This window comes from Microcoleus sp. D3_18_C2 (genome assembly GCF_036702395.1).
Classification (GTDB): Bacteria; Cyanobacteriota; Cyanobacteriia; order Cyanobacteriales; family Microcoleaceae; genus Microcoleus.
In genome coordinates this window covers 164,509-188,965 of the sequence record NZ_JAUBTG010000002.1, presented here as the reverse complement: position 1 = coordinate 188,965, position 24,457 = coordinate 164,509, and the positions used below count along the sequence as shown (strand labels likewise).

Below are 24,457 nucleotides of genomic sequence, written 5' to 3'. Positions count from 1 at the left end.
CATATCATGTCCGGTTGGATTGGAATGATTAAACCGCAGAGTACGCAGAGAACGCAGAGGAAGAGAACAGAGAGATGAATACAGGACGATGCTAACGGATTTGATATCAGTCCTCTTGAGAGGACTTTAGCTTTGAGGCAGGGGTTTCAACCCCTGTCGGACTGTCGGACTATCGGTTTAATGTTAAGTTGATACCAATGAAGACAGTTGTGTCCCTACAGGCAATATCTTCTTTATCTCGCCCTAAACTACAGGACAGACAGAGATTATGCAAACCAGCGGCGAATTAGCTTTACAAGTTAAAGTAGGGTGCGCCTTCGGCACCTGACAAATTCAAATTAAATTCTGCAAAAATTTATCAAAAGTTGCCCGATCGCACATAGCAACTTGAGCACCCACTTTAGTTGTGCACAGAGCCCCCGCTGCTGCGCCCCACCGCACCGCCTCTGACAAGGAAAGACTGGCATCTAATGCAGAGGCCAAACCGCCGTTAAAAGCATCGCCAGCAGCCACAGTGTCGATCGCCTCCACAGCAAAAGCCGGTACAAAAAAGGTTTCATCCGCCGTAACAGCAACAGCCCCGCGATCGCCCAATTTGACAATAACATTCTTGACCCCACGCTCCTGCAAGTGTTTGGCAGCTACAATCGCTGTTTCGGTGTCATTCACCCGAAAACCGACTAACTGGCCCGCTTCCACTTCATTCGGCGTGATAATGTCAATTAGCGGATAAAGTTCCAGTGGCAAATCCGCCCTAGCCGGTGCTGGATCGAGAATAACTCGCACGCCCGCTTGACGAGCAGCTTTCGCAGCTTTTTGGACAATTTCCAGGGGAATTTCTAACTGTAACAGCAAAGATGTAGCTCCTGTTAACAGTTTTTTGAGACGTTCTATATCTGCTTCACCGACATTGTTATTCGCGCCCGGAATCACAATAATATTATTTTGACCTGTCTCGTCTACGGCGATAATTGCCACCCCTGAATGAGTGTTTTGGTCTATTAATACATTGTCTGTACTTAAACCATAAGATTGTAAATTTGTCAATAATTCTTCAGCAAATTTATCGTTGCCGACGCGGCCGATGATGTGGGTGGAAGTGCCGAGACGGGCGGCCGCTACGGCTTGATTTGCTCCTTTGCCGCCGCCGGCTGTGAAAAAATTGCTACCGATGATAGTTTCCCCTGGCTGCGGCAACCGGGGAGTTTTTGCTGCTAGGTCGATGTTGATACTGCCGAATACGATGATGGTCATAGGGCATGGGGCAAACAGGGCATCGGGAATTGTAACTAACAAATCACAGGACTTACCCAAAGAAACCGGGTTTCTCTGAAAAATCTTTGCTTTCTCAACTAGAGATATACGAAGAAACCCGGTTTCTGGCCTCGACGTGCGTCCAAAACTAAAATAACCAATAACAAATAACGTGCTAGAACAGTTATGGTCTCCATCGGTCAATTCAATGGCTGCAATTACTCTCGATCGCAATCCCTGTGTCCTGCTAGTTGAAACAGACGAAGTTCTCGCCGGACACTTGAGTCTCGACTTAAAATCCTCCGGCTACGAAGCGGTAGTGGCTTCTAATACCGCCACAGGCCAACATTTAGCCCGTGAATTGCAGCCAGCTTTGATTGTAATCGATCGCATACTTGGCGCTGAGTCGGGGCTGTCACTGTGTTCTCACCTCAGAAGTATTGGCAATCGGGTGCCGGTGCTGCTATTGGTCGGTCGCGATACAGTTGACGATCGCGTAGCTTGTCTGGAAGCTGGGGCGGATGATTATTTTCTTAAACCTTACCGCACTGAGGAATTTTTGCAGTTGGTGCGCTTGTATTTGCAGCCGGATAACACCAGCAACGAACAATTGAGGTTTGGCGATTTAGTTTTGGATTTGGCCTCTAGGCGGGCATTACGCAATGGACGGGCGATCGACCTGACGATGAAGGAATATGAGCTGCTAAAGTATTTGATGGAACATCCCCGCGAGGTTCTGACTCGGGAACAAATTCTGGAAAATGTTTGGGGTTACGACTTTTTGGGTGAGTCGAATGTAATTGAGGTTTATATCCGCTATCTGCGGCTCAAGATTGAAGATGAGGGCGAAAAGCGTTTGATTCAGACGGTGCGCGGTGTTGGCTATGTGATGCGGGAAGCTTGAAGAAGTTCGGCAACGGATTTTGTAACGGATGTAACGGATGTAACGGATTTCAGGAAGAAGGAAGTTCGGCTGCGGATTTTGTAACGGATGTAACGGATGTAACTGAAATCTTGCACCATTCTCAACAAGCTGTAGGGGCGGGTTCACTCTTGAGCCTCGGAAAGTAGCAGACAGGTTAAAAAACCCGCCCCCACCCCACCCAAAAGCCCCAATTGACATTGCTGCAAGATGTCAGATGTAACTGACATCTTGCACCATTCTCAATTACTTGTTTAGGAACAGGCTTTTCGGCCTGTTCCACAAGAAAACTCATTCTTTGTGGAACAGGCCGAAAAGCCTGTTCTTGAGAATGGTGCAAGATCTGAGATGTAACGGATTTCAGTCCGAGGGAAGTCGGAAGGAGGAAGAAGGAAGATTTTGCCAATTCTCAATGCCCAATTCCCAATTACCGATCGCCAATTTAAAATCTAAAATCATTATGAGTTATTTCGCTAATTTGCTGAGTATTGGGGTAATTCTATTTTTGCTGGGATGTTCGCCGAGTTTACCTGCGGCGGATGTCGGTGCTGCGGGTACTTTGGCCTGGCAGTCTGCATTGGCGGCCTCGCAAGGTCAAGTGCTTCCTGTTTCTGCTAGAGCTCGGATAGGCGATCGCCCCATCGAACTCGAAGTGGCGAAAACACCGGAACAGCAGGCTATGGGTTTAATGTACAGAACTTCTTTGCCGGATGACAGAGGAATGCTGTTTGAGTTTAAACCGGCGCGACGGGTCAATTTTTGGATGAAAAATTGCAAGATTTCTCTGGATATGATTTTTGTCCGGGATGGGGTGGTTGAGGCGATCGAAGTTTCTGCACCTCCTTGTACTGCCGATCCTTGTCCTACCTACGGGCCCAATACTGCTGTCGATCGAGTTATTGAACTCCGGGGCGGGCGGGCTGCTGAACTCGGTGTCAAAAAGGGCGATCGTATTGAAATCGAGTTTTTTAACGAAAACCTCGATCGATAAACAATCCCCCGGTTTCCATCGCCCAGAGATCCCCCTGCCTTGGGAATACCGGAGAAAATTTAGAAACTTTACAAAAATTGATAAAATCTATTAGAATATTAATGTAAGATTCAGTACAAACACCGGAAGATTTGCTACGATGTCGATCTCAGTCAGTCAGGACTTGAGCTTGTTTCCGGAAGCTGTAGATGGTTGGTCGCAGGTATGAGACGAGTCAGCGACTCGTTACCAATCCTGAGAGACGATACTCAGCCTCAAGGTGTAGCAACACGAAAAGAAATTCTCTGGAAGTTCTGGCGATCGAGCTAAATCTACTAAACCTATCTAAAGTAATATGCTACGAGCCAAGTTAATTGGCGGTAATTGGCAAACTTAACTTCTGGTAGCAGTTTTGGGTTTGATCGAAATATCTAACTAATTTTGCCGAAGTAGATTTGCGGATTCTGCATTTCGGCAGATGAAGTTAAACTCTGAACTTGGTTTAGTAGTTTTAGGTAGCAGAATTTATTCTGATTCGCGCTGCAGAGATGCCGAGGTATTCAGTTTAGGTTCGATCGCGATTACCAGTCGATCGGGCAGACATCAGCAAAATTGCAAAACCTTTCACTTTTTGGGAAAGGTTAGCTTTACAGTATCACTCAGCATTACGTTTGGCAGTTCAACCGCTAATAGCGTTTTAAAAGCTATCCACGGTAACAAGACAAATTTAAAACTGGCTTATTACTCATCACAAACATCAGGTTCACATCAGAAAATGGTGTCCTATACTTAGAGGTGAAATCACATGGCACCCGCTAAATACACTCGATTGATTCGATTTTTACAAGAAGATTTGGCAATTTCGCCCGCGTCAATTGCTGTCGCCGAACGTGTCGGCGATAACAAACAGCGGCAGCGCGATAGAGACCCGAATTCCTTGCCGATGGTTCTGTGGCAATACGGTTTAGTCACTCTCGAACAGTTAGATAAAATCTTTGATTGGTTATCCGAAGCATATTAAAAGGATTTTAGATTTTAGAGATAATCCAAAATCTAAAATCCTTTAACAACTGAGATTAGGATTCAGCCAAGAATTTGGCAGCCGCGGCAACGCCGGCCCCCGGAGTGTAGCCTTCATGACCCAATTCGCTCAGCACAACTTCTAAAGAGGAAATTGCTGCTAGAATATCGCGATCGCACACAAAGCCCAAATGACCGATTCGGAAGATTTTACCTTTCAAATGGTCTTGTCCGTCGGCGAGAGCAATGTCAAATCTCTTTCTCATCAAAGTCCGCACTTTTTGAGCATCTACGGATTCTGGCGGCATCACCGAAGTAATCGCAGGGCTGGCGGCATCGTCAGCAGCAAACAACGGCAAACCTAAAGCTTTTACAGCAGCGCGAGTAGTTGTCATCAACCGTTTGTGTCGCGCGAAAACATTTTCCAACCCTTCTGTTTTCATCATCTGCAGCGATGCTTGCAGGGCAAAAAACATATTGACAGGAGGAGTAAAAGGAGTGGTATTTTTGGCTGCGTCTTTGCTATATTTGCCCAAATCCAAATAATAGCGGGGCAGTTTCGCAGTTTTGTAAGCTTCCCAAGCTTTGGGACTGACGGCCACAAAACCCAAACCTGGAGGAATCATGTAAGCTTTCTGAGAACCCGAAGCAATGACATCGATGCCCCAAGCGTCCATCGGAATATTGACAGCGCCTAAGCTAGTGACAGCATCGACCATAATTAAAGCTTCACCGTGGGCCTTAACGTGGCGGTTGATGGTTTCGAGGTCGTTGAGGACGCCGGTGGAGGTTTCCGAGTGGGTGATGATGACAGCTTTGATTTGCTTCTCTGTATCTGCTTCTAGTTTTTCGCGGAAGTTTTCGGGGTCTAAAGGTTGGCCCCACTCGGCTTTAATAATTTCGGCGTTTAAACCGTAAGCTTCGGCGACTTCAGCCCAACGTTCGCCAAATTTGCCGTTGCATCCGACTAAAACTCGATCGCCCGCACTCAAGAAATTAATTATCCCAGCTTCCATCGCGCCGGTACCAGAAACCGTTAAACTCAGCACGTCACTTTTAGTTTGGTGCAGCCATTTCAAGTTTTCGGTACATTCTGCAAAAATCGCGTCAAATTCCTTGCTGCGGTGGCCCATCGGGTGTTTTGCCATCGCTAACAATGCCGCTTCAGGCACCGGCGTCGGGCCCGGAATCATCAGCATTAATTTGTTGTCCATGATATTGTCCTAAGTTTTTCTGTGGGAGTTCTATAGAATAAATCAAATACGATACGTCACGTCGCGTCGATACTCTAAGTTTTTTAACTTTTAACTCCCTTGTGGTTAATTTCATTTAGAGCCCAGCGATGTTCTACCGCTAAGTTCGATCGCTCGCAGCTTTGTTCTAATTGCTTTTGAATGGCAAGGGCTTTACGCAATGTAATAATAAGTTGGTGAACTTGTTGCTGCTGCGGCGATTGTGGACTGACAGCAAACATCGTTTTGCGCTCTAACAATTGAAGTAGCAATTCATAATGAATGTACGAAGGAAGGGGGATTGGCTCCATGAAAGCTAACATACCTCAGCGAACCGATACCCCATTGCAATTGCATGAGGCATCACGGTGAACATTAGATGCCCGATTTTTTATTTGTTTTCTAACCGTCCAATAACCTCTGCTTTGCCGATCGAATATTCGGGGCTGGGGGCGTTGGACACGCTAAATCTTGCGATCGACAGGCTTACAGAATAGATTTAATTGCTTTCTGGCAAAATATTTCTATGCAATATAGCTTTCAGTGCTATTTCTTTTTTACAGTAGCGCTTGAGTCGATGCAGGCTAGAAATTCTCATTATTTACCTACTTAATCACTTTTTATCAGAATTAAGGGTGCTTTGTCAAGCGGTCTCGCCTTTCACAGGCTGGGAGGGCGATCGGCAAGGGAGGCTAAAGCTGCACCCGGATCGGGCTGTTTGACCAGAGATTCGCCGATGAGGACGGCTTCGGCGCCTGCGGTGGCAAGTTTAGCTAGGTCGTCGGGAGTGTGGATTCCTGACTCGCTGACGATGAGGATGCCTTTTGCTTGGATTTCGGTTTGTCGATCGGCTAATAGTTGACCGGTAGTTTCTAGGCTGACGGAAAAGTCTGCTAGGTTGCGGTTGTTGATGCCGATTAGGCTGACGCCTTCTAGGGTTAATACTCGATCGAGTTCTTCGAGAGTGTGAACTTCTATTAAAGCTGTCATGCCCAATGTCTTGACAATTTTAACAAAGTATTGTAAGTCTTTGTCAGATAGAATGGCTGCGATTAACAATACAGCATCTGCGCCGTGAATCCGGGCAAGATAAATTTGGTAGGGATAGATAATAAACTCTTTGCAAAGTAAGGGCAAATCGACGGCGGCACGGATTTTAGCGAGGTTGTCGAAGCTGCCTTGAAAGAACTTTTCATCTGTGAGTACGGAGATGCAACTGGCGCCGTTTTGTTGGTAAGCTAGGGCGATCGCCACTGGGTCAAAATCTTCGCGAATTACGCCTTTGCTGGGGGAAGCTTTTTTGACTTCGGCGATGATAGCGGGTGTGGTTTTGCCGTTTTTAAGGGCGGCAAGAAAGTCGCGAGTAGGCGGTGCAAAGGGGAGTTTTTTGTGAAGTTCGGATAAGGGAGTGCGATCGCGTTTTTGGGCCACTTCAGCTTCTTTTTCCCAGACGATTTCTTCGAGGATGTGCTGGGGTTCGGCGTCGGGTACGGCGATTTGGTAGCTGAGGTAGAGGACTGAGACTGATGTGCTGGGGGGACGGCGGCGGATTTGAAGCATGATAGGGGGATAAACAGTTGACAGTTGACAGTTGACAGTTGACAGTTGACAGCGAGGTTTTTAGGCTGGGGATTTATACCTTACCGCGATCGTAACAAGTTTCAACGTATTATATAATGGTTACAGTAAATCCTCCTAGCCTGAGAGCTAATGCGTGCCAGCTAAAGATATTTATCACGATACAGTTAAGCGTGCCTTACAAAAAGATGGTTGGATAATTACTCACGATCCCTTTCCCCTGCAAATTGGTCGCAAGCGTTTATCTGCCGACCTGGGTGCAGAGCGTCTAATTAATGCCGAAAAAGGAACCCAAAAAATTGTTGTTGAGGTCAAGAGTTTTGTAGGACGATCGGATGTAAAAGATTTGGAGCAGGCTTTGGGGCAGTACGTTCTTTACCGCCAAGTGCTTAATGAAATGCGGATCGATAGAAGTCTCTATTTGGCAATTTCTAAGCCTGCTTTTAAGAGCGTATTTACCATAGAACTAGGGCAAGTGTTATTAAAAAATCAAATTGTTAAACTGATTGTTTTTGATGTAAAAAGTGAGGAAAGACTTCAATGGATACCCGATTGAGATACCAAGAAATTATCAAAAGCATACTTCAGGAACACGCTAAATACCGCAATACTATACCTGACGGCTATCATTCTCAACTGTTATTTGATGAGGAACGAGGAGGATATTTAGTTTTGGATATAGGTTGGAATGATGACAATTACCTTCACGCCACACCAATCCACATCAATTTAATCGGCGATAAAATCTGGATTCAATATGATGATACCGAAGAAGGAGTGGCGACGGATTTACTGGCCGCCGGTGTTCCTAAAGAAGATATTGTACTCGGTTTTAGGCATCCTCAAGTGCGGCAGTACACTGAATTTGGAACTGGTTTGAGTGAGAAAGATGAAGAAATTGTTGCTGAATCTGCTGCTGTGCGATCGGCCTAAGTAGAGTACGGAGACGAAGGTGCTGGGGGGACGACGGCGGATTTGAAGCATGATAGGGGGATAAAGGGCGATCGTAACAAGTTTCTATTATATAAGGTCGATCGCCCTTTTCAATTTATGATAAGATGCGATTAACTAAGTATTCGGAGATAAACCGATGCAACTAGAAGAATATTTTGAATTTCTCGACCCCGATGACATCCGCATCAAAGGACATCGGATCGGCATTGACGATGTAATTAAATATTACTTGGATGGATATTCGCCAGACCAAATTCTGGAAGAATTACCAAGTTTGAATTTAGAGAAAATTTACGCGACGCTAACTTATTATCTGCAAAATCGGAGGCAGATGGATGCTTATATGTTGCGGCTGGCGAAGTGGCGGGAAGAACGCTATCAGGAATGGTTGGCTAATCCATCTCCTCTAGCATTGCGTTTGAGAGCAATCAAAGCACAGCGAGAACAGGAGTTACTCAACCTGAAGTGAAAATTCGTTTTTTACTCGATGAAAATTTGCCACCTAAGCTCAAAAGTGCTGTTTTAAAACTTCAACCGGAGATAGATATTTTACGGGTGGGTGATTCAACTGCACCGCCATTCGGAACTTTAGATCCAGAGATTCTCATTTATTTGGAATCATCGAAACGACTATTGGTGACGGATAATCGCAAAAGTATTCCCGGACATTTGGAGGAACATTGGGCGGCTGGGGGACAAAGTTGGGGATTAGTTTGGGTGCGTCCAAGTGGAAGTATCGGCAGATGGGCAGAAACAATTCATTTTATTTGGGATACTACTGAAGCGGAAGAATGGATCGATAAGTTAGATTGGATTCCATATTAGAGAATGATGTGGAAAAAGTACGCGCGTGCGTAGCTATCCCGTAGGAATCGCACTTTTGGGCCGCCAAAATCTCTTCGCTAACCCGCAAGTCCGCCGGGGGTTGAAAACCCCCGTCTCATAGCAAAAGTCCTCTAAAAGAGGACTGAAAAGTCAATTCAATAAACAAAGGTCGATCGCGCATTCCCAATTTTTACCAAAAGGTCGATCGCACATTTCTAAGTTCCCGATAATTCACTGACAGTCTGAGTTTTGACTGTTCTATCTTTTGCGTGTTTCAGGGCACTTAACAAGCGATCGGCATTTTTGGGCGATCGCAGCAGGTGCAATGTCTCCAATAAGCTTGCCAACTCGTCAGCGGCAATTAAGGCTACGTTTTCGCCGTCTTTGCGGGTGATGATGATGGCATCGCGATCGCTGATGACTTGTTCGCACAGTTCATCAAGATTTGCCACAGCTTCAGTATAGGTTACTTGGGTTTGTGTGAGTGACATGGTTTTTGGCTTCCCAATACTAAGGATATTATAAGGGCGATCGGGCTTCTTTTTCTATGTTTGGGCGGGAATAGTTAGTTTGGACATACTCTTTTAGTACCGGGCAAAGGGTAAAAAATGTGCGATCGCCCTCCGGGATTTTTTCAACAAATGAACGCCGTCCCAAGGATTGCATCACTTGCAAAAATTGCGATCGAGATAATTGCAGATTCTCTCAAAAATTTCGCTAGAATGCCATTAAATAAATCTTGAATCATTGTTGCCACTATTTTTAACTTCTTGCAGAGCGTCTAAGTGTTTTCCCGTATTGACTGAGCCTGGTTATCTGTGATATTCAATACTTATTGAACCTCACGTAGTTACAAGCTATGGCAAAAGGCGATCATATCTACATTCAACACGTTGGATACACTCATCACGGTATCGACTGTGGCGATGATAGTGTTATTCATTTCGGAAGGCGTGGGGGTGAAAAAATTTGTCGTATTTCTAAAAAAGATTTTGCATCAGGAAACAAAATTAATGTAAAGGAGTATGGAAAATGTTATTCAGATGATTCAGTAGTCAGACGAGCAGAGGGCAGGTTAGGCGAAAAAGGATATGACATTTTCAGCAATAATTGTGAGCATTTTGCTTATTGGTGCAAAACAGGAAAATATAAGAGTGAACAAGTAGCACAAGCTCAAGCTGGAGTTGCTGGTTTAGTTCAAGGAAGCGCTATTGGCGCAGGAACCAAGTTTGCAACTAAAATCGCCACTGAAGCTGCTATTAAATCTGCTGACCCTATATCTAAAGTTCTCATCAATGTAGGGCTTAAACAAGCGCCTGCTGTAGCGGGTAAAGCGGCTGCTGGTATTGTAGGTGTGGGTGGCATAGCCAGTGGATTAGCTGCTGATTTCATAGTTGGCAAGATACTTGAAGATGATGAAGCTTTGACTGAACGCGAACGTGAAGCACGAAAAAATGGAAGAATAGCAGGACAAGTTGCATCAACAATTGGAGGTGTTGGCGGAGGTATTGCTGCTGCTACGGTTGGTGGTAGCGTTGCCATTGCTGCTGCTGTTGCGGCTCCCGCAGTATTAGGTATAGCAATTGGTTTAGGTGCTTATCACCTACTCCAAGGCGAGTGAAAATTGATTTAGCTGCTGAAAGAGCGATCGCCCTTCTATTGTTGAAGTGCGATCGCTCTTTTTTTGGATCTTCAGTAGTTAATATGCTAAATGAATAGCTGGCGCCAGGAAAGAAAGACAAATGAAGCTAGGAAAATAGCTGGGAGAGTCATTACCGGGGTTGACAGAGGAAGCTCATTTATTATTAAATATAAGCAAAAGCTAGAGGGGTGAGGTGGATTGAACAGCCATGAGAACGAACAAGGAGATAAAGTTTTTAACAGAGCTGTTGAATATAGAGGAAATAAAAGTAATCTCACATCGCCAGTATGAAGGGATTGGAATAATTTTACAGGTGGAAGGAATCGGTAAGGAAAGTAACTGTCCACGTTGTGGAAAAAAAAGTCATAGATTACATCAAAATCATAGATACCTAGTCAAAGATTTACCTTGGGGAGAGAAGTTCGTATTTTTAGAAATCAACCGACGACAGTTTAAGTGTGAAAAATGTGTCAAGCCATTTAGTGAAGAGTTGGAGTTGGTCAAAAAAAGAAGAACCTATACGAAACGGCTAGCAAGAGCAATAATCCAAGAAGTGTTAGAGAATGATATCCTTATTCGTAGCGAAAAAAGGGGTCGTGACAACAGAAGAAATAGAAAGGATGTTAACAGACGCATCGAAAGAATACTTAAAAGCCCAGCCGAGCGAGTTGAAGAGATTAGGGATAGATAAAATAGCTCTAATTAAATAAAAACGAAATTACTGTGCAGTATTAATAGATTTAGAGAAGTCTAAGCTAATCGCGATATTGGCAGGAAGGAAACAAGAAGAAATTAAGGAAGTAATGCTCGGATGGGGTAAAGAAGTATTAGAGCAAATAGAAGAAGTAAGTATAGATTTGTGGAAAGGTTACAGAAATGTAGTGAGAGAGTTGATGCCAAATGCTCAGGTGGTCGCCGACAGATTTCATGTAATGGCACAAATAAATAAGGAATTAGATGCCCAAAGGAAGGGAGAGAAGAGACAGGTAGAAGATTTAATTAAAAAAGCAGAATCGTCAGAACAAAAAGCAGCCCCGGAGAAAGTTTTAGAAGCATTGAAGAAAAGTAAATATGTGTTATTGAAGAACCAATCAGATATAAATGAAGAGCAAAAAGCTAAACTAATGCAAGTTAAAGATGTATCTTCTACTCTCAAAACTATGCTTGAATTAAAAGAAGAAATTAGAAGAATTTTCGATCGGGCTAATAATTGGTTAGTCGGTTTGTGGCAAGTGGGAAGATGGTTGTCAAGAGCTAAAAAATATTTTACCGATAGTCAGAACACTATTATTCGTTGGCTAGATGAGATTATTGCTTACTTCGATTATAAGACTACCAGTGGTGTTGTCGAAGGCATCAACAATAAACTCAAGTTGATTAAACGTTCGGCTTACGGATTTATAAACTTTGAAAACTTCCGAGTTAGATGTTTGCTTACTTGGCAGTTTGATTGTTAGTTTAGCATACTAGCTAATGAAGAGCCAAAAATCCTCACCCGTTAGCAGCAGCAAAGGAATGGAGACAGAATTGCCGACTTACTTAAACAGCAAGTTTTAAATCTGCTAGCTGTCGCAAAGACAATGAACTGAACTCGCGCGCGCGCCCAAGTCCGAGAAAAAAAACTCGCCTCCCCTTGACAAGTCATACTCGTTATGAGTACGCTATAATAAGCAAAGGAATTGAACCCAAGTACCTAAGAATTTAAAATCATGCTGACGAACCAAGAAGGTCAAAGAGTACCCAAAGTCACCTTTCGCACTCGCAAAGACAACGAGTGGGTGGATGTCACCACCGATGATATATTTGCAGGTAAAACCGTAGTAGTGTTCTCGCTGCCGGGAGCTTTTACTCCCACTTGTTCGTCAACGCACCTCCCCGGTTACAACGAATTGGCGAAAGTTTTTAAAGAAAACGGCGTAGATGAAATCGTTTGCATTTCCGTCAATGACACCTTTGTGATGAACGAGTGGGCAAAAGACCAAGAAGCAGACAATGTGACGTTAATTCCCGACGGTAACGGCGAGTTTACTCAAGGCATGGGAATGCTGGTAGACAAAACAGATTTAGGTTTTGGGAAGCGGTCTTGGCGTTATTCGATGCTGGTAAAAGATGGCGTGGTGGAAAAAATGTTTATTGAGCCAGAGGAACCGGGCGACCCTTTCAAAGTGTCCGATGCCGAGACGATGCTCAACTACATCAACTCCGCAGCAACCAAGCCGAAGGTCGTTTCGCTGTTTACAAAAATGGGCTGTCCCTTCTGCGCTAAGGCTAAGGGAATGCTGAGTCAAAAGGGCTTGGATTATGAAGAAATCGTCTTGGGTCGGGATATCACAACCCGATCGCTCCGGGCTATGACTGGGGCTACAACTGTGCCGCAAGTATTTATCGACGGCAAGTTGATCGGTGGTTCCGAAGCCCTAGAGTCTTATTTGGGTGTTGCTTAGTTAAACCAAAATACTTAGCTTGCAGGTGCACAGTGCACACCTTACTCGTTGTACGGTGTCTACTGTGCGCCTTTGCCGTATTTGGGGATATTTAGCCTCAGCAAACTTCTGAGTCAAAAGTTCGATCGGTCTATTGATCCATTCTCGTGCAACAATTACTGGGGAAGTCATATTAAAAACGCAAGAAATGGGAGTGACCGATCGTGGATTTGAGTTTAGTATCGTCAAATATCTTAAATCCCCCAATATTAGCTTTTTTCATGGGAATGCTGGCAATTTTTCTCAAATCTGATTTAGAAATTCCAGCCCCCATCCCCAAACTGTTTTCGCTGTACCTGCTGTTTGCGATCGGATTTAAAGGCGGCGTCGAACTATCCAAAAGCGGCATTGACCAGCAAGTTGCCCTGACAATTTTGGCAGCGATGCTGATGTCAATGCTAGTACCAATTTATACTTTTTTCATACTGAGGATAAAACTCGACTCTTACAATGCCGCAGCGATCGCAGCCACCTACGGTTCCATCAGCGCCGTCACATTTATCACCGCAACCTCCTTCCTCACAGCACAGGGCATCGACTTTGACGGTTACATGGTAGCCGCGCTAGCATTAATGGAATCCCCAGCAATTATAGTCGGTCTGATTCTAGTCAGTGTATTTGGCGGGGAAGAAGGAAAACGCGAAATAGTTTGGTCAGAAGTGTTGCAAGAAGCATTCCTAAACAGTTCTGTTTTTCTGCTGATTGGCAGCCTAATTATGGGCGTACTGACAGGAGAACATGGTTGGGAAGTTATGAGTCCGTTTACTCAAGACTTGTTTTACGGAGTTCTGACTTTTTTCTTGCTAGACATGGGGCTGGTTGCGGCTAGCAGAATTAAAGATTTGCAAGAAGCAGGAGTTTTTCTGATCGGCTTTGCAATCCTAATTCCCATAGTCAACGCAGTAATTGCTTTGCTAATAGCCAAATTAATCGGAATGCCGCAGGGAGACACTTTGTTGTTTGCCGTATTGTGCGCGAGTGCTTCTTATATAGCAGTACCAGCAGCCATGCGCCTAACTGTTCCCGAAGCGAATCCAAGTCTTTACATTTCAACGGCCTTAGCAGTGACATTTCCATTTAATATCATTGTAGGCATTCCCCTGTATCTATACGGAATCAATATGTTTTGGAGGTGAGATGATGGAGTCAGTCAAAAGAGTAGAAATCATAGCCCACTCAGTAGAACTCGGCAAGATTTTAGACGGTTTAGACAAAGCTGGCGTACCCGGTTATTCGGTGATTCGTGATGTCGCTGGAAAAAGCACTAGGGATCACGTTTCCCGCGATTCATCAATGACGGCGCTAGATAACATTTATGTGCTTGCTTTTTGTTCACCAGCTCAAGTTTCAGCAGTTGCAGAAAACATTAGACCCGTGCTCAATAAGTTTGGTGGGTCGTGTTTTATTTCAGATGCCGTGGAATTGCTAATTACTAGGTGCGTCGGGTAGTGATTAGTGATTAGTGATTGGTGATTATACCAATTCGGAAAATTTGAGCTACACCTATAGCAATCCTCGCATCATTTGTAAATTTCTTACTCCCTCCCTGCGAGTTCGGGGAGGGTTGGGGTGGGGTAAAAAAATTACGACTCCTGCAAGGATTGCTATAGATTGTACGCCATAAGTGTATGGACACGGCAGTGCTGTGTCCATACGCGTATCTGCGACTTTAATCCTAGGCTTTGGTTCCGACAATCGCCATTAGTGAGAATGCTAATCCGTTTCTCCTTTTGGATAAGTTTTTTATTATTACTTTAGGCTGATTGAAAAAATGCAATTTTGAAAATATTTTCTGTCTATTATAGCACTTTTACAAGTTGACAAAAATCAGCCATTAGCCATTAGTCAGCGGTCATTTCAGGATGAATTGCCCTTCCCAGCCGGGGGAGAATTCAGAATTCTTAAGAGATAGAAAAGAATCAGTTGCAAAAATCCGTTAGCGTGGTAAATTCTAAGCCACAACAGGCGATCCTCTTCGTTGGCGTAGCCCCCGTAAAGGCGGGCTTTCCTTCGGATCGCGAAAGCTAACGCTAACGCCCGATCGACTAACGATATTTTCAATAGGAGTTTAAACATGGCTGCATTAAAAGTCGGCATCAACGGATTTGGTCGCATCGGACGGCTAGTCATGCGTGCCGGCATCAAAAACCCCAACATCGAATTTGTCGGCATTAACGACTTAGTTTCGCCAGAAAACCTGGCTTATCTTTTCAAATACGACTCCACCCACGGCATTTACGACGGCGAAGTTGAAAGCAAACCAGACGGGATTGTCGTTGACGGAAATTTTATCCCCTGTACAGCGATTAGAAATCCTGCCGAATTGCCCTGGGGTAAATCCGGCGCAGATTATGTTGTAGAATCTACCGGATTGTTTACAGATTTTGAAGGCGCATCAAAACACTTGACAGCGGGAGCAAAACGAGTAATACTTTCAGCACCGACAAAAGACCCGGAAAAAGTTCCAACTTTTCTAGTAGGCGTCAACCACCACAAATTTGACCCGACAAAAGATACGGTTGTTTCTAATGCTAGCTGTACGACGAATTGTTTAGCACCAATTGCCAAAGTTATTAACGATAACTTCGGATTGGAAGAAGGTTTAATGACGACAGTTCACGCAATGACAGCTACTCAACCAACTGTAGACGGGCCCAGCCAAAAAGATTGGCGGGGAGGACGCGGTGCGGCTCAAAATATTATTCCATCTTCGACCGGTGCAGCGAAAGCTGTTACTTTGGTGTTGCCAGAATTGAAAGGAAAATTGACGGGAATGGCTTTGCGGGTGCCAACTCCCGACGTGTCTGTAGTTGACCTTACTTTCAAAACAGCGAAGGAAACTAGCTATAAAGAAATTTGCGAGGCAATGAAAAAAGCTTCGGAGGGCGAACTCAAAGGCATTCTTGGATATACTGAGGATGCGGTAGTTTCGACAGATTTTCAGGGCGACGCGCGATCGAGCATTTTCGATGCAGGTGCGGGAATTGAACTGAATTCTAAGTTTTTTAAAGTGGTTTCCTGGTACGACAACGAGTGGGGTTATTCTAGCCGCGTAATTGACTTAATGCTTTCTATGGCCCAGAAAGACGGAATTTTGAATAATTAATTTTTTTGGGGTGGCATTTTGGGCGGGGTTCGCGTGCCCAACCCCTACTCCCCACAAACAAATTCCTAGGATTTTTTGTGGAACGGGCCGGAGAGCCCGTTCCTGATAATGTTATCTAATGTGAGTTAAACTTTTTTTATTTCCGATTCGATCGCGCTCATGTCTGAATTACCACCGCTGAATAACGAAACTATTTGGGCTATTCTCAACGAAGAAATCGACGATGCTGCTGTCAACCGATTAGTTTGGCAGTATCTGGGCTACCGCTGGGATGCCGAGACTGGCAAGTGGAACAGTGCAGGTGTTGCAGCCGAGTGGCGGCAAGAGTACCCGGAACCGCCGGATTTTATCGATTCTAGGCCGGCGACAGTGAAATTGACTCGATCGACCCCTCCAGAAAACAAGCAGTTGCTGAAGGAAAAATTAGGCTTTAAAGGCTATAAAATTGGGGAATTCGGGCCCCGACAGACTCGCAGGGCGACGATGGCTAATTGGTTGATGGGTTTTATGGAATCTGGGGTGTAAGAGGAATTTTGGATGGCTGTGCGGTTCTTGCCACCTTTAGTCTGTGTCCTCTGCGTCCTCTGCGGTTCATTAACAAAAATTAAGCCTGTTGAAAGTCAAAAAACACTAAAACCCGCCAATTCCAACCTCCTCACCCCCAACCCTGACCGAAAATTTGGGTGCTGTGCCCAGTCCTTTTAGGACGGCTTTAATTAGAGTTCTTGAAAAAGCGTTCCTACGTTCGCTCATGGTTGTGATATAATCAGGTAGGAGGATAGAGCAAATGTTTCATTTAGTCTACGAATTCAAACTCAAACCAACGGCAGGACAAATAGCAATCTTTGAAGATTGGCTAGAACAATGCCGTCGCGTATACAACTACGCATTGGCCCTGCGTAAACATTGGTTTGAGTCTCGTAGTTGTCGAATTAACGCTTGCTCTATCCGATCTGAGTTCATCATTCGGGCCGAAACTTGCGCGACCAACTTATGCAAGCCAGTGCAAAAGTTTAACTACGGCTAGGGCAAACATACCCACTTTGGCTGCCGTCCAAGTACACGTCCTACAGCAAACACTCAAAAGGCTTGAAAAAGCGTTTGTGAGTATGTGGGAACAAAAACACGGTTTCCCCCGCTTTAAGAAAGCAGGAACAATGCGATCGTTTGTATTCCCGCAATTGGGGGTTAACCCTGTCCAAAATCAAGCGGTGAAGCTCCCTAAAATTGGTTTGGTTAAGTTTCATCAATCACGTCCTATCCCTGATGGTGCAACGATTAAGCAAGCAAGGATAGTCCGTAGGGTTAGCGGTTGGTACGTGATGTTAGCCCTACAATGGGACGTTTCAGTACCCACTCTAATGCCCCACGGTGAAGGTATCGGAATTGATGTGGGACTAACTAATTTTCTAGCAACTTCTAACGGTCTTTTAGTCAAGCGCCAAAGATTTTTTAAAGACGCAGAACGCAAGCTTAAATTGCTGCAACAACGTGTCTGTCGTAAAAAACTAGGTTCTAACAATTGGCGTAAAGCTCAAAAGAAAGTCGCCAAACTGCATGAATACGTTGCTAACAGTCGGAAAGATTGGCATCGTAAATTATCTCATCAAATCTGCCAAAACGTGGGAATGATTTTCGTTGAGGATCTGAATCTGATTGGGCTGTCTAGGGCGATGCTAGGGAAACACTGCTTAGACGCAAGCTGGGGTCAATTCTTCACAATCAAGCGAGCAAAATTGTTTGAAATATGGCGTGTACTTTCAGAAGGTAAGTGCTCATAAAACGAGTCAAATTTGCCCCAATTGTCTAGCAGAAACAGGAAAAAAACAGCTTGATGAGCGTACTCATTCATGCTCGAACTGTGGCTATACAACGGACAGAGATGTTGCAGCCGCTCAAGTAGTTCTAATTAGAGGACTTGCAGCCGTAGGGCATACGGTCAAGATGCTTGCCTGCAAGTAAATTCATTGGAATCCCTGCGAATCAAGAATCCCCTCGCCTTTAGGCAGGGGTATGTCAAATCGGACTGTTCCGTAAAGTATTCTAGAGTCGGCACAAAACAACTGTGAGGTAAGCTTTATGAAAAGAACCACCATATCTCGCTTAACCAGCATTTCCCTCGCTACTCTAATGCTAGCAGGCGTTTCATTAAGTGCGATCGCCACACCAGCCAGCACCCAACCAGCAACCCAACTCGCCCAAGCAACTGCCAAAAAGCGCCTCGTCGTCATGGACTTCGACTACGGCCCCACCAACAGCTATTACACTTCCTACAGGGGAGTCGGCGCCGCCAAAGGCATCAGCGAACTGTTAATCAACGAACTCTTGACATACTCACCGTCGTGAACGAGCGGTGATTCTTTACGCTTCATTGACGGACGCTACGCCCGGTAGTCTTACTCTGTCTCGACGTACATTTAGAGTCGTGCCGATGCCCCGTGCCGACTTTTTCTATATTTATAGATGCGTTTTTGTCTCTATCATGTTCGCTGCCACAGCCTAAACAAAGAATAGAACGCACCGATAAATCAACTTTGCCCCATCTGTAACCACAATCAGAGCAGGTTTGGCTGGTAGGTTCCCATCGGCTAATGACTACAAACTTCCTGCCATACTTCTCGGATTTTGCCTCAACCAATACCCTAAACTCTCGCCACCCTTGCTGACTAATTACCCTGGACAGTTTGCGGTTTTTAACCATCCCTGACACGTTCAAATCTTCCAGTACGATAGTTTGGTTTTCGCTAACGACTTGGGTTGATAATTTGTGCAGGAAGTCTTTACGGGTATCAGCAATTTGGTTGTGCCGTTTGGCAATCTGAATCCTAGTTCGGTTTCGCCTCTTGGAGTCTTTTTGTTGTCGAGCCAACCGCCTCTGGAGTTGACGCACTCTACGATCTAGCGCTTTGTAGCTGGGACTCACAGCCTTTTCACCGTTGCTCATTACCGCAAATGTTTTGATGCCCAAATCAATGCCGATGCTTTGGTTCTTAGCTTCAACACTTATTGGTTCAATATCTACGACAAAGCTTAAAAAATAACGGTTAGCGCAATCTTTGATAACAGTTACAGAGCTAGGACTTGCAGGGAACTCTCTTGACCAGATGGGTTTAACAACACCTATCTTTGCAAGATAAACACCTCCGTCTTTAATAGAGAATCCCCCACGGGTAAGCCTTGCTGATTGGCTGTTAGTCCGTTTTTTGAATTTAGGATAGCCAACTTTCCTCCCTTTTCTCTTTCCCTTACAGGAGTCGAAAAAGTTCTTAAAAGCTATCTCTAGGTCGGCTACAGACTGCTGTAATGGAATGTTTGAAACTTCGCTCAACCACGCCCTTTCTTCAGTCTTTTTTGCCTGAGTGATGACTGTTTTTTGAAGCTCTGCGGACTTTGGCTTCTTTTCGGATTGTTTGCAGATCGCAAGAGCATCGTTATACACAACGCGGACGCAACCAAACAACCGAGCTAAACTCTGCTGTTGTTGGTTTGTTGGATAAAAACGATACTGGTATCTTGCTTTCAAGTCTTTTCCTCCTTGCTTCAATTATAGTGTATGTATTGCCATTTGACAGGACAAGCATGAAAACTAAAAAAATATTTTTGAGGGTAACAAAATCCGAAAAAAAGCAACTTGTTGATGAAGCTGCTAGGCGAGGTATGACTCAATCCGAATTGATTAGGAGTATGATTGCTCGATTGCCGGAACTAAATAAAAAGCCGTCCTATAAGGACGGGGCTTGAATCCCATTCACTATGGTCAACAACGGCACTTATACAGTAGTCGATCGCAGCAAACTCGAACAAGTGCTCAAACAGCAAAATCGCAGCGGCGCGATGGATGCCGGGACAGCAGCCGAAATTGGCAAACAATTAGGAGTTGACGCCGTGCTCATCGGCACCATTACCAAGTTTAATATCGACAAACAATCCGGCGGCGGCAGTTTCATGGGAATCGGCGCCGGTTCACAAAAAACCAAAGCTACCGTTCAAATAGATGTGCGGTTAATCGGTACAGCTTCGGGAGATATTCTTGCCACTGCCAAAGCAGTAGGAGAAGCAGATCAAAGCGCTTCTAATATTTCCGTTAGGGGTATTGGCGGCAATTCTGGCAGCAGCAATGAAGACTCACTTTTGAGCGAGGCAGTTGACAAAGCCGTATCCCAAATGGTGACTAAACTGGCAGAAGTATCTAACAAATTAGGTTAGAATCAAGCATCATATCAAATATGCTGATACCAAATCCGGCTTAAATATCCCATCGATCTCGCTTGTCTGTTTGAGGCTACGTCGTGTCGCGTAAACTCCGGCAGACTTTATTTGTAGAGTTTGAGGTCAAAAGGTTTCAACCGCCGCCTTCATAAAGGGACTAATAAACCCGGATTTGGTATTAATTATTTTCCGGGCGATTGTGCTAACAGATTTGATATAAGCGAAGGATTTTAAAATCGAATTCAATTAACTAGAAAGCCAACGCTTCAGCCTTGTTTTGCTGGTTCTTCCTGCACCTACCAATCGACTCAACCCAGGTACACGGTCAAACCACTTAGGACTGATGTCACTACGGGAACTCCTTTGCCACCCCAGGTTTGGAGAAGCAATCAAGGTGACAACATCGGGATTTTGAGATCGGAAAGTAGAATAAGCTCCGTCGAGGTGCATCGGGCCGCCGTCGGGATGTCCCGGAGGTCGCTGTTGCAGTTCTTCCAGAAACCGCAGGAGGCGATCGAAAATCCTGCCATTGACAGCGTAAAAATGAGCGGTCATCAGCCCCTCAGAAAAGGGTACGAGGGCGACAGGAGACTTTTGTTCAACCTCTTCGACGTGTCCGAAGTAGACGAAATCCCAATCTTGCTGACAGAGTTGTTCGAGGATAACAGCTTGGTCTGTTGTGAACTTTGCTGAAATTTCTAGGTCGTCTTCTACAATCAAAATATTGCTCAACCCCTTGTCTTTTGCCTGCTTGAGGATAGCTAAATGACTGTAAAAGCATCCCCTCGCCCCAATGCTGGGGAAACCTCCAGCTTCGTCGGGGCGGATTGCGGGAAATATCTCAACCTTATGGGGCGTGAGGGGCATTCCTGCTTTCTCTAATTCCTTGACTATGAGTTGCCGTCGGTCTTTCCTTTCAGGGAGATTTACCGCATAAACTCCCTGGAAATAGTCTGTAATTTTCGTCATAGTTTGATCGGGAATCAAGAAGTTGATGAATCTTCGGCTTGAGCGGCCTCAAATTTTATTTGAACTCTGTGTATGCCTTAAACTATTATATTTTTAGCAAGCTGCATCTTCCATTTTCCTAAAGTTACTCAAATTACCTCGGTCGGAGCTAGCATTAACAGTTTAATTAGCATTGGGAGTTGAGTCAGAATTAACGCATTTTCCCTGTTGATTAAGGTTGGGGGCTGGGTTGGAGAGTACCTTATCAACAGCAGCTTGTTCTTGAATCCATCCAATTTCTCCCGGTTGCAGGTTGGCGCTTTCTACTTCAACTGTTGGCTTAACTGGCGGGGAAGGCGAGGGAGTGGGAGTTGCCACAGCGGGAGATGGATTCAGTGTCGGTTTTGAAACTGTAGAAAAATCTTTATTTGACTCGGGTTTGGGAGAGTTCGATCGCACTATTTCAGGAATCGAACAAACTTTCAATTCCAGCCAATTGCCTTGAGGCGTAAGCTGTTTGTTTGTCACCTGCAAAACGCTGCCGGCTGGGACTGTTCCTTTGACAGTCAACTCACCGATTGCGCCTCGCAAATCCAAGCGATCGCCCTCTTTTCCCAATTCCCCAGCCGCAGAACTTTTAATCTCTATAAACGAGCCGATTTCTAAAGATTTGACCGGAGAAGCTACAGATTCAACTGTTTTCTCCGGCGTCTTTCCAGCTTTAATTAAACCGCGTTTCCCGAAAATCGACTCCCCGGCAGTATCGATCGCGCGACCCACCGGAGGGATGAAAAAATAAGCAAATACACCCCCCAAGCCTAATAAAAATAAAATTTTCAGCAGCAGCGAAAATAAACTTTTGCTTTTTTCCGGCGGTAACAACAGCGTTTTTACTTCAGAATTCCCATTGCCAAGGCTTGTGGGCCCATTCAAATCCGTTGGCAAATCCTCGCTATCGGAAATTAGTTCGATCGGCGTATCTAAAGGTGCGACAGACAGTTCTGTAAAAGTATTACCGTCTTCCCTCAAATGCGCTTGACAGTGAATTAAAGCAACAGTGACGTTATCGTGACCGTTTCTAGTATTAGCAATCTCAATCAGTCGATCGCGCGCCTTAGCCAAACTAATGCTACCGTCGAGAATTGGCAAAATCTCCGCTTCCCAACATTCCTCAACCCGGTCTTTATCACTCAAACCGTCGGAACACAGCAGCAAAACGCAGTCTTCATCCACTGGAAAACGCTGCACAGTCGGGTGCAAAGTGTTGGACGAAGTAATCCCCAAAGCTTGAATCAGAGCTCCGGCGGCGACTTGTTCCAAAGCATCCCGGTAGAGAGAGTAGCCCAAACGCACCTCGCGGCAAGCCACATTATCATCGAGAGTAAGTTGATAGCAGCCAGTGCGGGTAATCCAGTAAGCCCGACTGTCTCCGACGTGGGCGACGTAAAGCTCGTGAATGTGGGCTAAACCCATAACTAGCGTAGTTCCCATCCGCTGGCGGCCTTGGCGGTGTTCGCTGTCGTTGCGACTGGCTATCTTGTCGTTAGCAGCACAAGCTGCCCGTTCCAGCTTGGAAGTCAGGCTCAACGGGTCCCAATTAGCTTGATGTAGGGGCATTTGCTGCAACTTTTCGCGCAGCACACCAATTGCTTCTTCCGAAGCGACTTCGCCCCCGTCTTGTCCACCGATACCGTCGCAGACGATCGCGCAAGCTTCCGCACCCGGGCTTCCTGCCAACAGCGTACCGCTGGGCGGATAGCAAGCATCTTCGTTGTGAGCCCGGGATCTGCCTACATCCGTGCCCGTGGCAATCTCAACGTGACGATCGTAAAATCGGCCGCACTTTGCCAAAGCTTTATCCAACTGGCCCATCAGTTGTTCGCCGTGGCGCACTTGGCCGGCAACCATTTGCTGGCAAAGTTGCCTCAAAAAATTGGCAATAGTTGGGTGAGCATCTTCAAGCCACTGCTGCCACAATTTGCCCAACTGCGACAAATGAGGCGGTTTGCGATCGGGCTGCAATTCCAGAAACCGCACCAATTGCCCTTCCACCCGTAGCAGTTCGGGAGTCAGCAGCGTCGAAGCCACGCCCTGAGCGATACAAGGCTGCCACAACTGGGCTATTTGCCACAGCCAATTGAGTTGGCGCATCGCTGCGGCTCCTTTCCAGGAATCCGCCAATTCCGGCATTAAAGATTCCGTCACCTTCAAAATAGGCACGTTTTCCAGTAGCCAGATATCTCCCGATAGCTTGCTCATCTTGGACGATACCAGGCCGTATACTTGAGGTACGTGCAACTGATAGGCAAACAGTCTCAGATAAGGAGTGACAACACTCGGAATCTCATCGGGCAGTTCCGGCAAGTGTTCGGGTTGAGTATCGACAAGAAGTCGATCGCGCTTGACCAAGTAGCGACCAGCGATCAGATCGCCTGGCTTACACCCTTTGATCCCTTCACCTAAAGCCCATAAGTAGTGTTTTGCCACAGAGTTTTGCATAAGGGTTCCTGACGCCTTTGGGCAAGCGTGCTGATCTGAACTATTTTAGCGATTGAACCTCGACGGGTTGATACGTGGCGATTATTTGACACCCCCGCTTTCTCAACAGACGGAGATTCTTAAGACTTCGCAGTCCTAATATCCTGATTTTTCAGGTTCCCTGGCTCACCACGTTTGCACTGTTGTGTGCGTAGCGATATCTCCTTACAATGTTTTAGGCGTGACTTTCCCCCAGTCCAGGGGTAGGTTTTAATGTCTTGTACTGACACGAACAGTTTACCATTTTGTTGACTGCCGGATGAATCTTACTATGAGCTTTCAGGGTTAGACGATCGCGCGACACCCCAGTCATCGGCTGGAAATCACGCTGTTTTCAGCATATTCATGATAGCGGCAATTTCCGAAGAAATCGCAGCACTCAAGGGAATTGAGATTTTAGACTAACTCTAATGGTATGATGCAGCTAGGTAGAAATCACCTGAGCCGACAGATATAAATAAATATCAATTGTCGGTTTTCTCGCGAAGGGTCATCTGTGCCTCGCGCCCTAGTTTCGCAACAGAAGTTAAATTTAACCCTACCCAAAGACGGATACAAGCCCGCAGATTCATCTGTCGAGTCAATCTCAAATCTAAAATCTAAAATCCACTGACGGATGCCAGCCCCCGACAGGAATTGTGGACAGCAAAAAAATTAGATATTAGTTCCAGCCCCCAAATTCATCTGTGGAGTAAATCTCAAATCTAAAATCTCAAATCTCAAATCGACTGATGGACGCAAGCCCCCGACAGGAGTCGTGGAAAGCCAAAAAAATT

Annotated in this window: 28 protein-coding genes and 1 pseudogene; 20 read left to right on the top strand and 9 right to left on the bottom strand. The window is 45.4% G+C overall.

The features are described from left to right. Positions 1 to 333 precede the first annotated feature (333 nt). Positions 334 to 1,254 (bottom strand): ribokinase, encoded by a 921-nt coding sequence (gene rbsK, locus QUA88_RS02150; RefSeq protein ID WP_333055064.1) that lies wholly within the window; start codon positions 1,252 to 1,254, stop codon positions 334 to 336. Between the two features lie 208 nt (positions 1,255 to 1,462). On the opposite strand from rbsK, the gene nblR reads away from it, so the two are divergent. The 3 genes from nblR to QUA88_RS02135 all read left to right on the top strand — a co-directional run bounded on the left by nblR (position 1,463) and on the right by QUA88_RS02135 (position 4,167). Beyond that, the gene (gene nblR / locus QUA88_RS02145) at positions 1,463 to 2,158 is read left to right on the top strand and encodes a response regulator transcription factor NblR (RefSeq protein WP_333269973.1); all 696 of its coding nucleotides are present in this window, start codon (positions 1,463 to 1,465) and stop codon (positions 2,156 to 2,158) included. 478 nt (positions 2,159 to 2,636) lie between these two features. Continuing rightward, entirely contained in the window at positions 2,637 to 3,167 is a 531-nt protein-coding gene (locus QUA88_RS02140) for a DUF192 domain-containing protein (RefSeq protein ID WP_333231918.1), read from the top strand. A gap of 784 nt (positions 3,168 to 3,951) precedes the next feature. Continuing rightward, a complete protein-coding gene (locus tag QUA88_RS02135; RefSeq protein ID WP_015179531.1) occupies positions 3,952 to 4,167 on the top strand; it encodes a DUF2949 domain-containing protein in 216 nt (71 codons plus the stop codon). Positions 4,168 to 4,222: 55 nt separating this feature from the next. On the opposite strand, the gene QUA88_RS02130 is transcribed toward QUA88_RS02135, so the two are convergent. The 3 genes from QUA88_RS02130 to trpC form a co-directional block, all read right to left on the bottom strand. After that, positions 4,223 to 5,380 carry an alanine--glyoxylate aminotransferase family protein gene (locus QUA88_RS02130; RefSeq protein ID WP_333055068.1) on the bottom strand — a complete coding sequence of 386 codons (1,158 nt, stop codon included), beginning with the start codon at positions 5,378 to 5,380 and terminating at the stop codon, positions 4,223 to 4,225. A gap of 83 nt (positions 5,381 to 5,463) precedes the next feature. Next, positions 5,464 to 5,709: a DUF5340 domain-containing protein gene (locus QUA88_RS02125; protein ID WP_333055069.1), complete on the bottom strand. Its 246-nt coding sequence runs from the start codon at positions 5,707 to 5,709 to the stop codon at positions 5,464 to 5,466. A gap of 349 nt (positions 5,710 to 6,058) precedes the next feature. Continuing rightward, complete coding sequence (gene trpC / locus QUA88_RS02120; protein WP_333055070.1) at positions 6,059 to 6,958, bottom strand: indole-3-glycerol phosphate synthase TrpC; 900 nt, start codon at positions 6,956 to 6,958, stop codon at positions 6,059 to 6,061. Between the two features lie 154 nt (positions 6,959 to 7,112). Between trpC and QUA88_RS02115 the strand changes: the two genes are divergently transcribed. The 4 genes from QUA88_RS02115 to QUA88_RS02100 all read left to right on the top strand — a co-directional run bounded on the left by QUA88_RS02115 (position 7,113) and on the right by QUA88_RS02100 (position 8,755). Beyond that, entirely contained in the window at positions 7,113 to 7,532 is a 420-nt protein-coding gene (locus QUA88_RS02115) for an element excision factor XisH family protein (RefSeq protein WP_333055071.1), read from the top strand. Continuing rightward, complete coding sequence (locus tag QUA88_RS02110) at positions 7,517 to 7,909, top strand: XisI protein (protein WP_333055072.1); 393 nt, start codon at positions 7,517 to 7,519, stop codon at positions 7,907 to 7,909. The genes QUA88_RS02115 and QUA88_RS02110 overlap by 16 nt, the downstream gene beginning before the upstream one ends. A gap of 157 nt (positions 7,910 to 8,066) precedes the next feature. Next, positions 8,067 to 8,399, top strand: coding sequence for a DUF433 domain-containing protein (locus tag QUA88_RS02105; RefSeq protein ID WP_333231853.1), 333 nt, complete (start codon positions 8,067 to 8,069; stop codon positions 8,397 to 8,399). Then, complete coding sequence (locus tag QUA88_RS02100) at positions 8,396 to 8,755, top strand: DUF5615 family PIN-like protein (RefSeq protein WP_333055074.1); 360 nt, start codon at positions 8,396 to 8,398, stop codon at positions 8,753 to 8,755. Before QUA88_RS02105 ends, QUA88_RS02100 begins: the two co-directional genes overlap by 4 nt. 215 nt (positions 8,756 to 8,970) lie before the next feature. Here QUA88_RS02100 and QUA88_RS02095 read toward each other — a convergent pair whose 3' ends face one another. Together QUA88_RS02095 and QUA88_RS02090 are read right to left on the bottom strand one after the other, a co-directional pair. After that, positions 8,971 to 9,246, bottom strand: a complete 276-nt coding sequence (locus QUA88_RS02095; protein ID WP_333208845.1) for a type II toxin-antitoxin system Phd/YefM family antitoxin — start codon at positions 9,244 to 9,246, stop codon at positions 8,971 to 8,973. 28 nt (positions 9,247 to 9,274) lie between these two features. Further along, positions 9,275 to 9,424 carry a hypothetical protein gene (locus tag QUA88_RS02090; RefSeq protein WP_333269966.1) on the bottom strand — a complete coding sequence of 50 codons (150 nt, stop codon included), beginning with the start codon at positions 9,422 to 9,424 and terminating at the stop codon, positions 9,275 to 9,277. A gap of 190 nt (positions 9,425 to 9,614) precedes the next feature. Here QUA88_RS02090 and QUA88_RS02085 point away from each other — a divergent pair, with 190 nt between their 5' ends. From QUA88_RS02085 to QUA88_RS02035, 11 genes and pseudogenes are all read left to right on the top strand, one after another. Beyond that, the gene (locus QUA88_RS02085; RefSeq protein WP_333231851.1) at positions 9,615 to 10,376 is read left to right on the top strand and encodes a lecithin retinol acyltransferase family protein; all 762 of its coding nucleotides are present in this window, start codon (positions 9,615 to 9,617) and stop codon (positions 10,374 to 10,376) included. A 229-nt stretch (positions 10,377 to 10,605) separates the two neighbouring features. After that, positions 10,606 to 11,854 (top strand): annotated as a pseudogene (locus tag QUA88_RS02080) (ISL3 family transposase). Positions 11,855 to 12,106: 252 nt separating this feature from the next. Further along, positions 12,107 to 12,841 (top strand): glutathione peroxidase, encoded by a 735-nt coding sequence (locus QUA88_RS02075; protein ID WP_333055077.1) that lies wholly within the window; start codon positions 12,107 to 12,109, stop codon positions 12,839 to 12,841. 203 nt (positions 12,842 to 13,044) lie between these two features. Continuing rightward, positions 13,045 to 14,016, top strand: coding sequence for a sodium-dependent bicarbonate transport family permease (locus QUA88_RS02070; RefSeq protein WP_333055078.1), 972 nt, complete (start codon positions 13,045 to 13,047; stop codon positions 14,014 to 14,016). 1 nt (position 14,017) lies between these two features. After that, positions 14,018 to 14,329, top strand: coding sequence for a P-II family nitrogen regulator (locus QUA88_RS02065; RefSeq protein ID WP_223300725.1), 312 nt, complete (start codon positions 14,018 to 14,020; stop codon positions 14,327 to 14,329). 625 nt (positions 14,330 to 14,954) lie between these two features. Further along, positions 14,955 to 15,986 (top strand): type I glyceraldehyde-3-phosphate dehydrogenase, encoded by a 1,032-nt coding sequence (gap, locus tag QUA88_RS02060; protein WP_333055080.1) that lies wholly within the window; start codon positions 14,955 to 14,957, stop codon positions 15,984 to 15,986. 159 nt (positions 15,987 to 16,145) lie between these two features. Then, positions 16,146 to 16,511, top strand: a complete 366-nt coding sequence (locus QUA88_RS02055; RefSeq protein WP_333055081.1) for a DUF1823 family protein — start codon at positions 16,146 to 16,148, stop codon at positions 16,509 to 16,511. Positions 16,512 to 16,773: 262 nt separating this feature from the next. Beyond that, on the top strand, positions 16,774 to 17,013 hold the full coding sequence (locus QUA88_RS02050; RefSeq protein ID WP_333055082.1) for a helix-turn-helix domain-containing protein: 240 nt from the start codon (positions 16,774 to 16,776) through the stop codon (positions 17,011 to 17,013). Between the two features lie 16 nt (positions 17,014 to 17,029). Next, positions 17,030 to 17,767, top strand: coding sequence for a transposase (locus QUA88_RS02045; protein ID WP_333269962.1), 738 nt, complete (start codon positions 17,030 to 17,032; stop codon positions 17,765 to 17,767). Further along, positions 17,739 to 17,948 carry a zinc ribbon domain-containing protein gene (locus QUA88_RS02040; RefSeq protein ID WP_333264283.1) on the top strand — a complete coding sequence of 70 codons (210 nt, stop codon included), beginning with the start codon at positions 17,739 to 17,741 and terminating at the stop codon, positions 17,946 to 17,948. The genes QUA88_RS02045 and QUA88_RS02040 overlap by 29 nt, the downstream gene beginning before the upstream one ends. Before the next feature lie 117 nt (positions 17,949 to 18,065). Then, complete coding sequence (locus QUA88_RS02035; protein ID WP_333264273.1) at positions 18,066 to 18,332, top strand: hypothetical protein; 267 nt, start codon at positions 18,066 to 18,068, stop codon at positions 18,330 to 18,332. A gap of 22 nt (positions 18,333 to 18,354) precedes the next feature. Here QUA88_RS02035 and QUA88_RS02030 read toward each other — a convergent pair whose 3' ends face one another. After that, positions 18,355 to 19,509, bottom strand: coding sequence for a transposase (locus QUA88_RS02030; RefSeq protein ID WP_333055086.1), 1,155 nt, complete (start codon positions 19,507 to 19,509; stop codon positions 18,355 to 18,357). Between the two features lie 56 nt (positions 19,510 to 19,565). Between QUA88_RS02030 and QUA88_RS02025 the strand changes: the two genes are divergently transcribed. Continuing rightward, positions 19,566 to 19,727: a plasmid mobilization protein gene (locus QUA88_RS02025; RefSeq protein WP_333269959.1), complete on the top strand. Its 162-nt coding sequence runs from the start codon at positions 19,566 to 19,568 to the stop codon at positions 19,725 to 19,727. Between the two features lie 12 nt (positions 19,728 to 19,739). After that, positions 19,740 to 20,192, top strand: coding sequence for a CsgG/HfaB family protein (locus QUA88_RS02020; protein WP_333055087.1), 453 nt, complete (start codon positions 19,740 to 19,742; stop codon positions 20,190 to 20,192). Between the two features lie 249 nt (positions 20,193 to 20,441). Here the strand turns inward: QUA88_RS02020 and QUA88_RS02015 are convergent, their stop codons facing one another. Together QUA88_RS02015 and QUA88_RS02010 are read right to left on the bottom strand one after the other, a co-directional pair. Next, positions 20,442 to 21,164: a glycosyltransferase family 25 protein gene (locus QUA88_RS02015; protein ID WP_333231847.1), complete on the bottom strand. Its 723-nt coding sequence runs from the start codon at positions 21,162 to 21,164 to the stop codon at positions 20,442 to 20,444. A 162-nt stretch (positions 21,165 to 21,326) separates the two neighbouring features. Then, a complete protein-coding gene (locus QUA88_RS02010) occupies positions 21,327 to 23,642 on the bottom strand; it encodes a protein phosphatase 2C domain-containing protein (RefSeq protein ID WP_333231845.1) in 2,316 nt (771 codons plus the stop codon). Positions 23,643 to 24,457: the final 815 nt, after the last annotated feature.

Excerpts from the sequence above, each read along its gene's own strand:
- QUA88_RS02125 (WP_333055069.1), bottom strand. The coding sequence starts at position 5,709 with ATGGAGCCAATCCCCCTTCCTTCGTACATTCATTATGAATTGCTACTT.
- QUA88_RS02025 (WP_333269959.1), top strand. The coding sequence starts at position 19,566 with ATGAAAACTAAAAAAATATTTTTGAGGGTAACAAAATCCGAAAAAAAG.
- rbsK (WP_333055064.1), bottom strand. The coding sequence starts at position 1,254 with ATGACCATCATCGTATTCGGCAGTATCAACATCGACCTAGCAGCAAAA.
- trpC (WP_333055070.1), bottom strand. The coding sequence starts at position 6,958 with ATGCTTCAAATCCGCCGCCGTCCCCCCAGCACATCAGTCTCAGTCCTC.
- QUA88_RS02105 (WP_333231853.1), top strand. The coding sequence starts at position 8,067 with ATGCAACTAGAAGAATATTTTGAATTTCTCGACCCCGATGACATCCGC.
- QUA88_RS02130 (WP_333055068.1), bottom strand. The coding sequence starts at position 5,380 with ATGGACAACAAATTAATGCTGATGATTCCGGGCCCGACGCCGGTGCCT.
- QUA88_RS02015 (WP_333231847.1), bottom strand. The coding sequence starts at position 21,164 with ATGACGAAAATTACAGACTATTTCCAGGGAGTTTATGCGGTAAATCTC.
- QUA88_RS02135 (WP_015179531.1), top strand. The coding sequence starts at position 3,952 with ATGGCACCCGCTAAATACACTCGATTGATTCGATTTTTACAAGAAGAT.
- QUA88_RS02085 (WP_333231851.1), top strand. The coding sequence starts at position 9,615 with ATGGCAAAAGGCGATCATATCTACATTCAACACGTTGGATACACTCAT.
- QUA88_RS02020 (WP_333055087.1), top strand. The coding sequence starts at position 19,740 with ATGGTCAACAACGGCACTTATACAGTAGTCGATCGCAGCAAACTCGAA.
- QUA88_RS02055 (WP_333055081.1), top strand. The coding sequence starts at position 16,146 with ATGTCTGAATTACCACCGCTGAATAACGAAACTATTTGGGCTATTCTC.
- QUA88_RS02065 (WP_223300725.1), top strand. The coding sequence starts at position 14,018 with ATGATGGAGTCAGTCAAAAGAGTAGAAATCATAGCCCACTCAGTAGAA.
- QUA88_RS02010 (WP_333231845.1), bottom strand. The coding sequence starts at position 23,642 with ATGCAAAACTCTGTGGCAAAACACTACTTATGGGCTTTAGGTGAAGGG.
- QUA88_RS02095 (WP_333208845.1), bottom strand. The coding sequence starts at position 9,246 with ATGTCACTCACACAAACCCAAGTAACCTATACTGAAGCTGTGGCAAAT.
- QUA88_RS02035 (WP_333264273.1), top strand. The coding sequence starts at position 18,066 with ATGAAAAGAACCACCATATCTCGCTTAACCAGCATTTCCCTCGCTACT.
- QUA88_RS02140 (WP_333231918.1), top strand. The coding sequence starts at position 2,637 with ATGAGTTATTTCGCTAATTTGCTGAGTATTGGGGTAATTCTATTTTTG.
- nblR (WP_333269973.1), top strand. The coding sequence starts at position 1,463 with ATGGCTGCAATTACTCTCGATCGCAATCCCTGTGTCCTGCTAGTTGAA.
- QUA88_RS02050 (WP_333055082.1), top strand. The coding sequence starts at position 16,774 with ATGTTTCATTTAGTCTACGAATTCAAACTCAAACCAACGGCAGGACAA.
- QUA88_RS02110 (WP_333055072.1), top strand. The coding sequence starts at position 7,517 with ATGGATACCCGATTGAGATACCAAGAAATTATCAAAAGCATACTTCAG.
- gap (WP_333055080.1), top strand. The coding sequence starts at position 14,955 with ATGGCTGCATTAAAAGTCGGCATCAACGGATTTGGTCGCATCGGACGG.
- QUA88_RS02075 (WP_333055077.1), top strand. The coding sequence starts at position 12,107 with ATGCTGACGAACCAAGAAGGTCAAAGAGTACCCAAAGTCACCTTTCGC.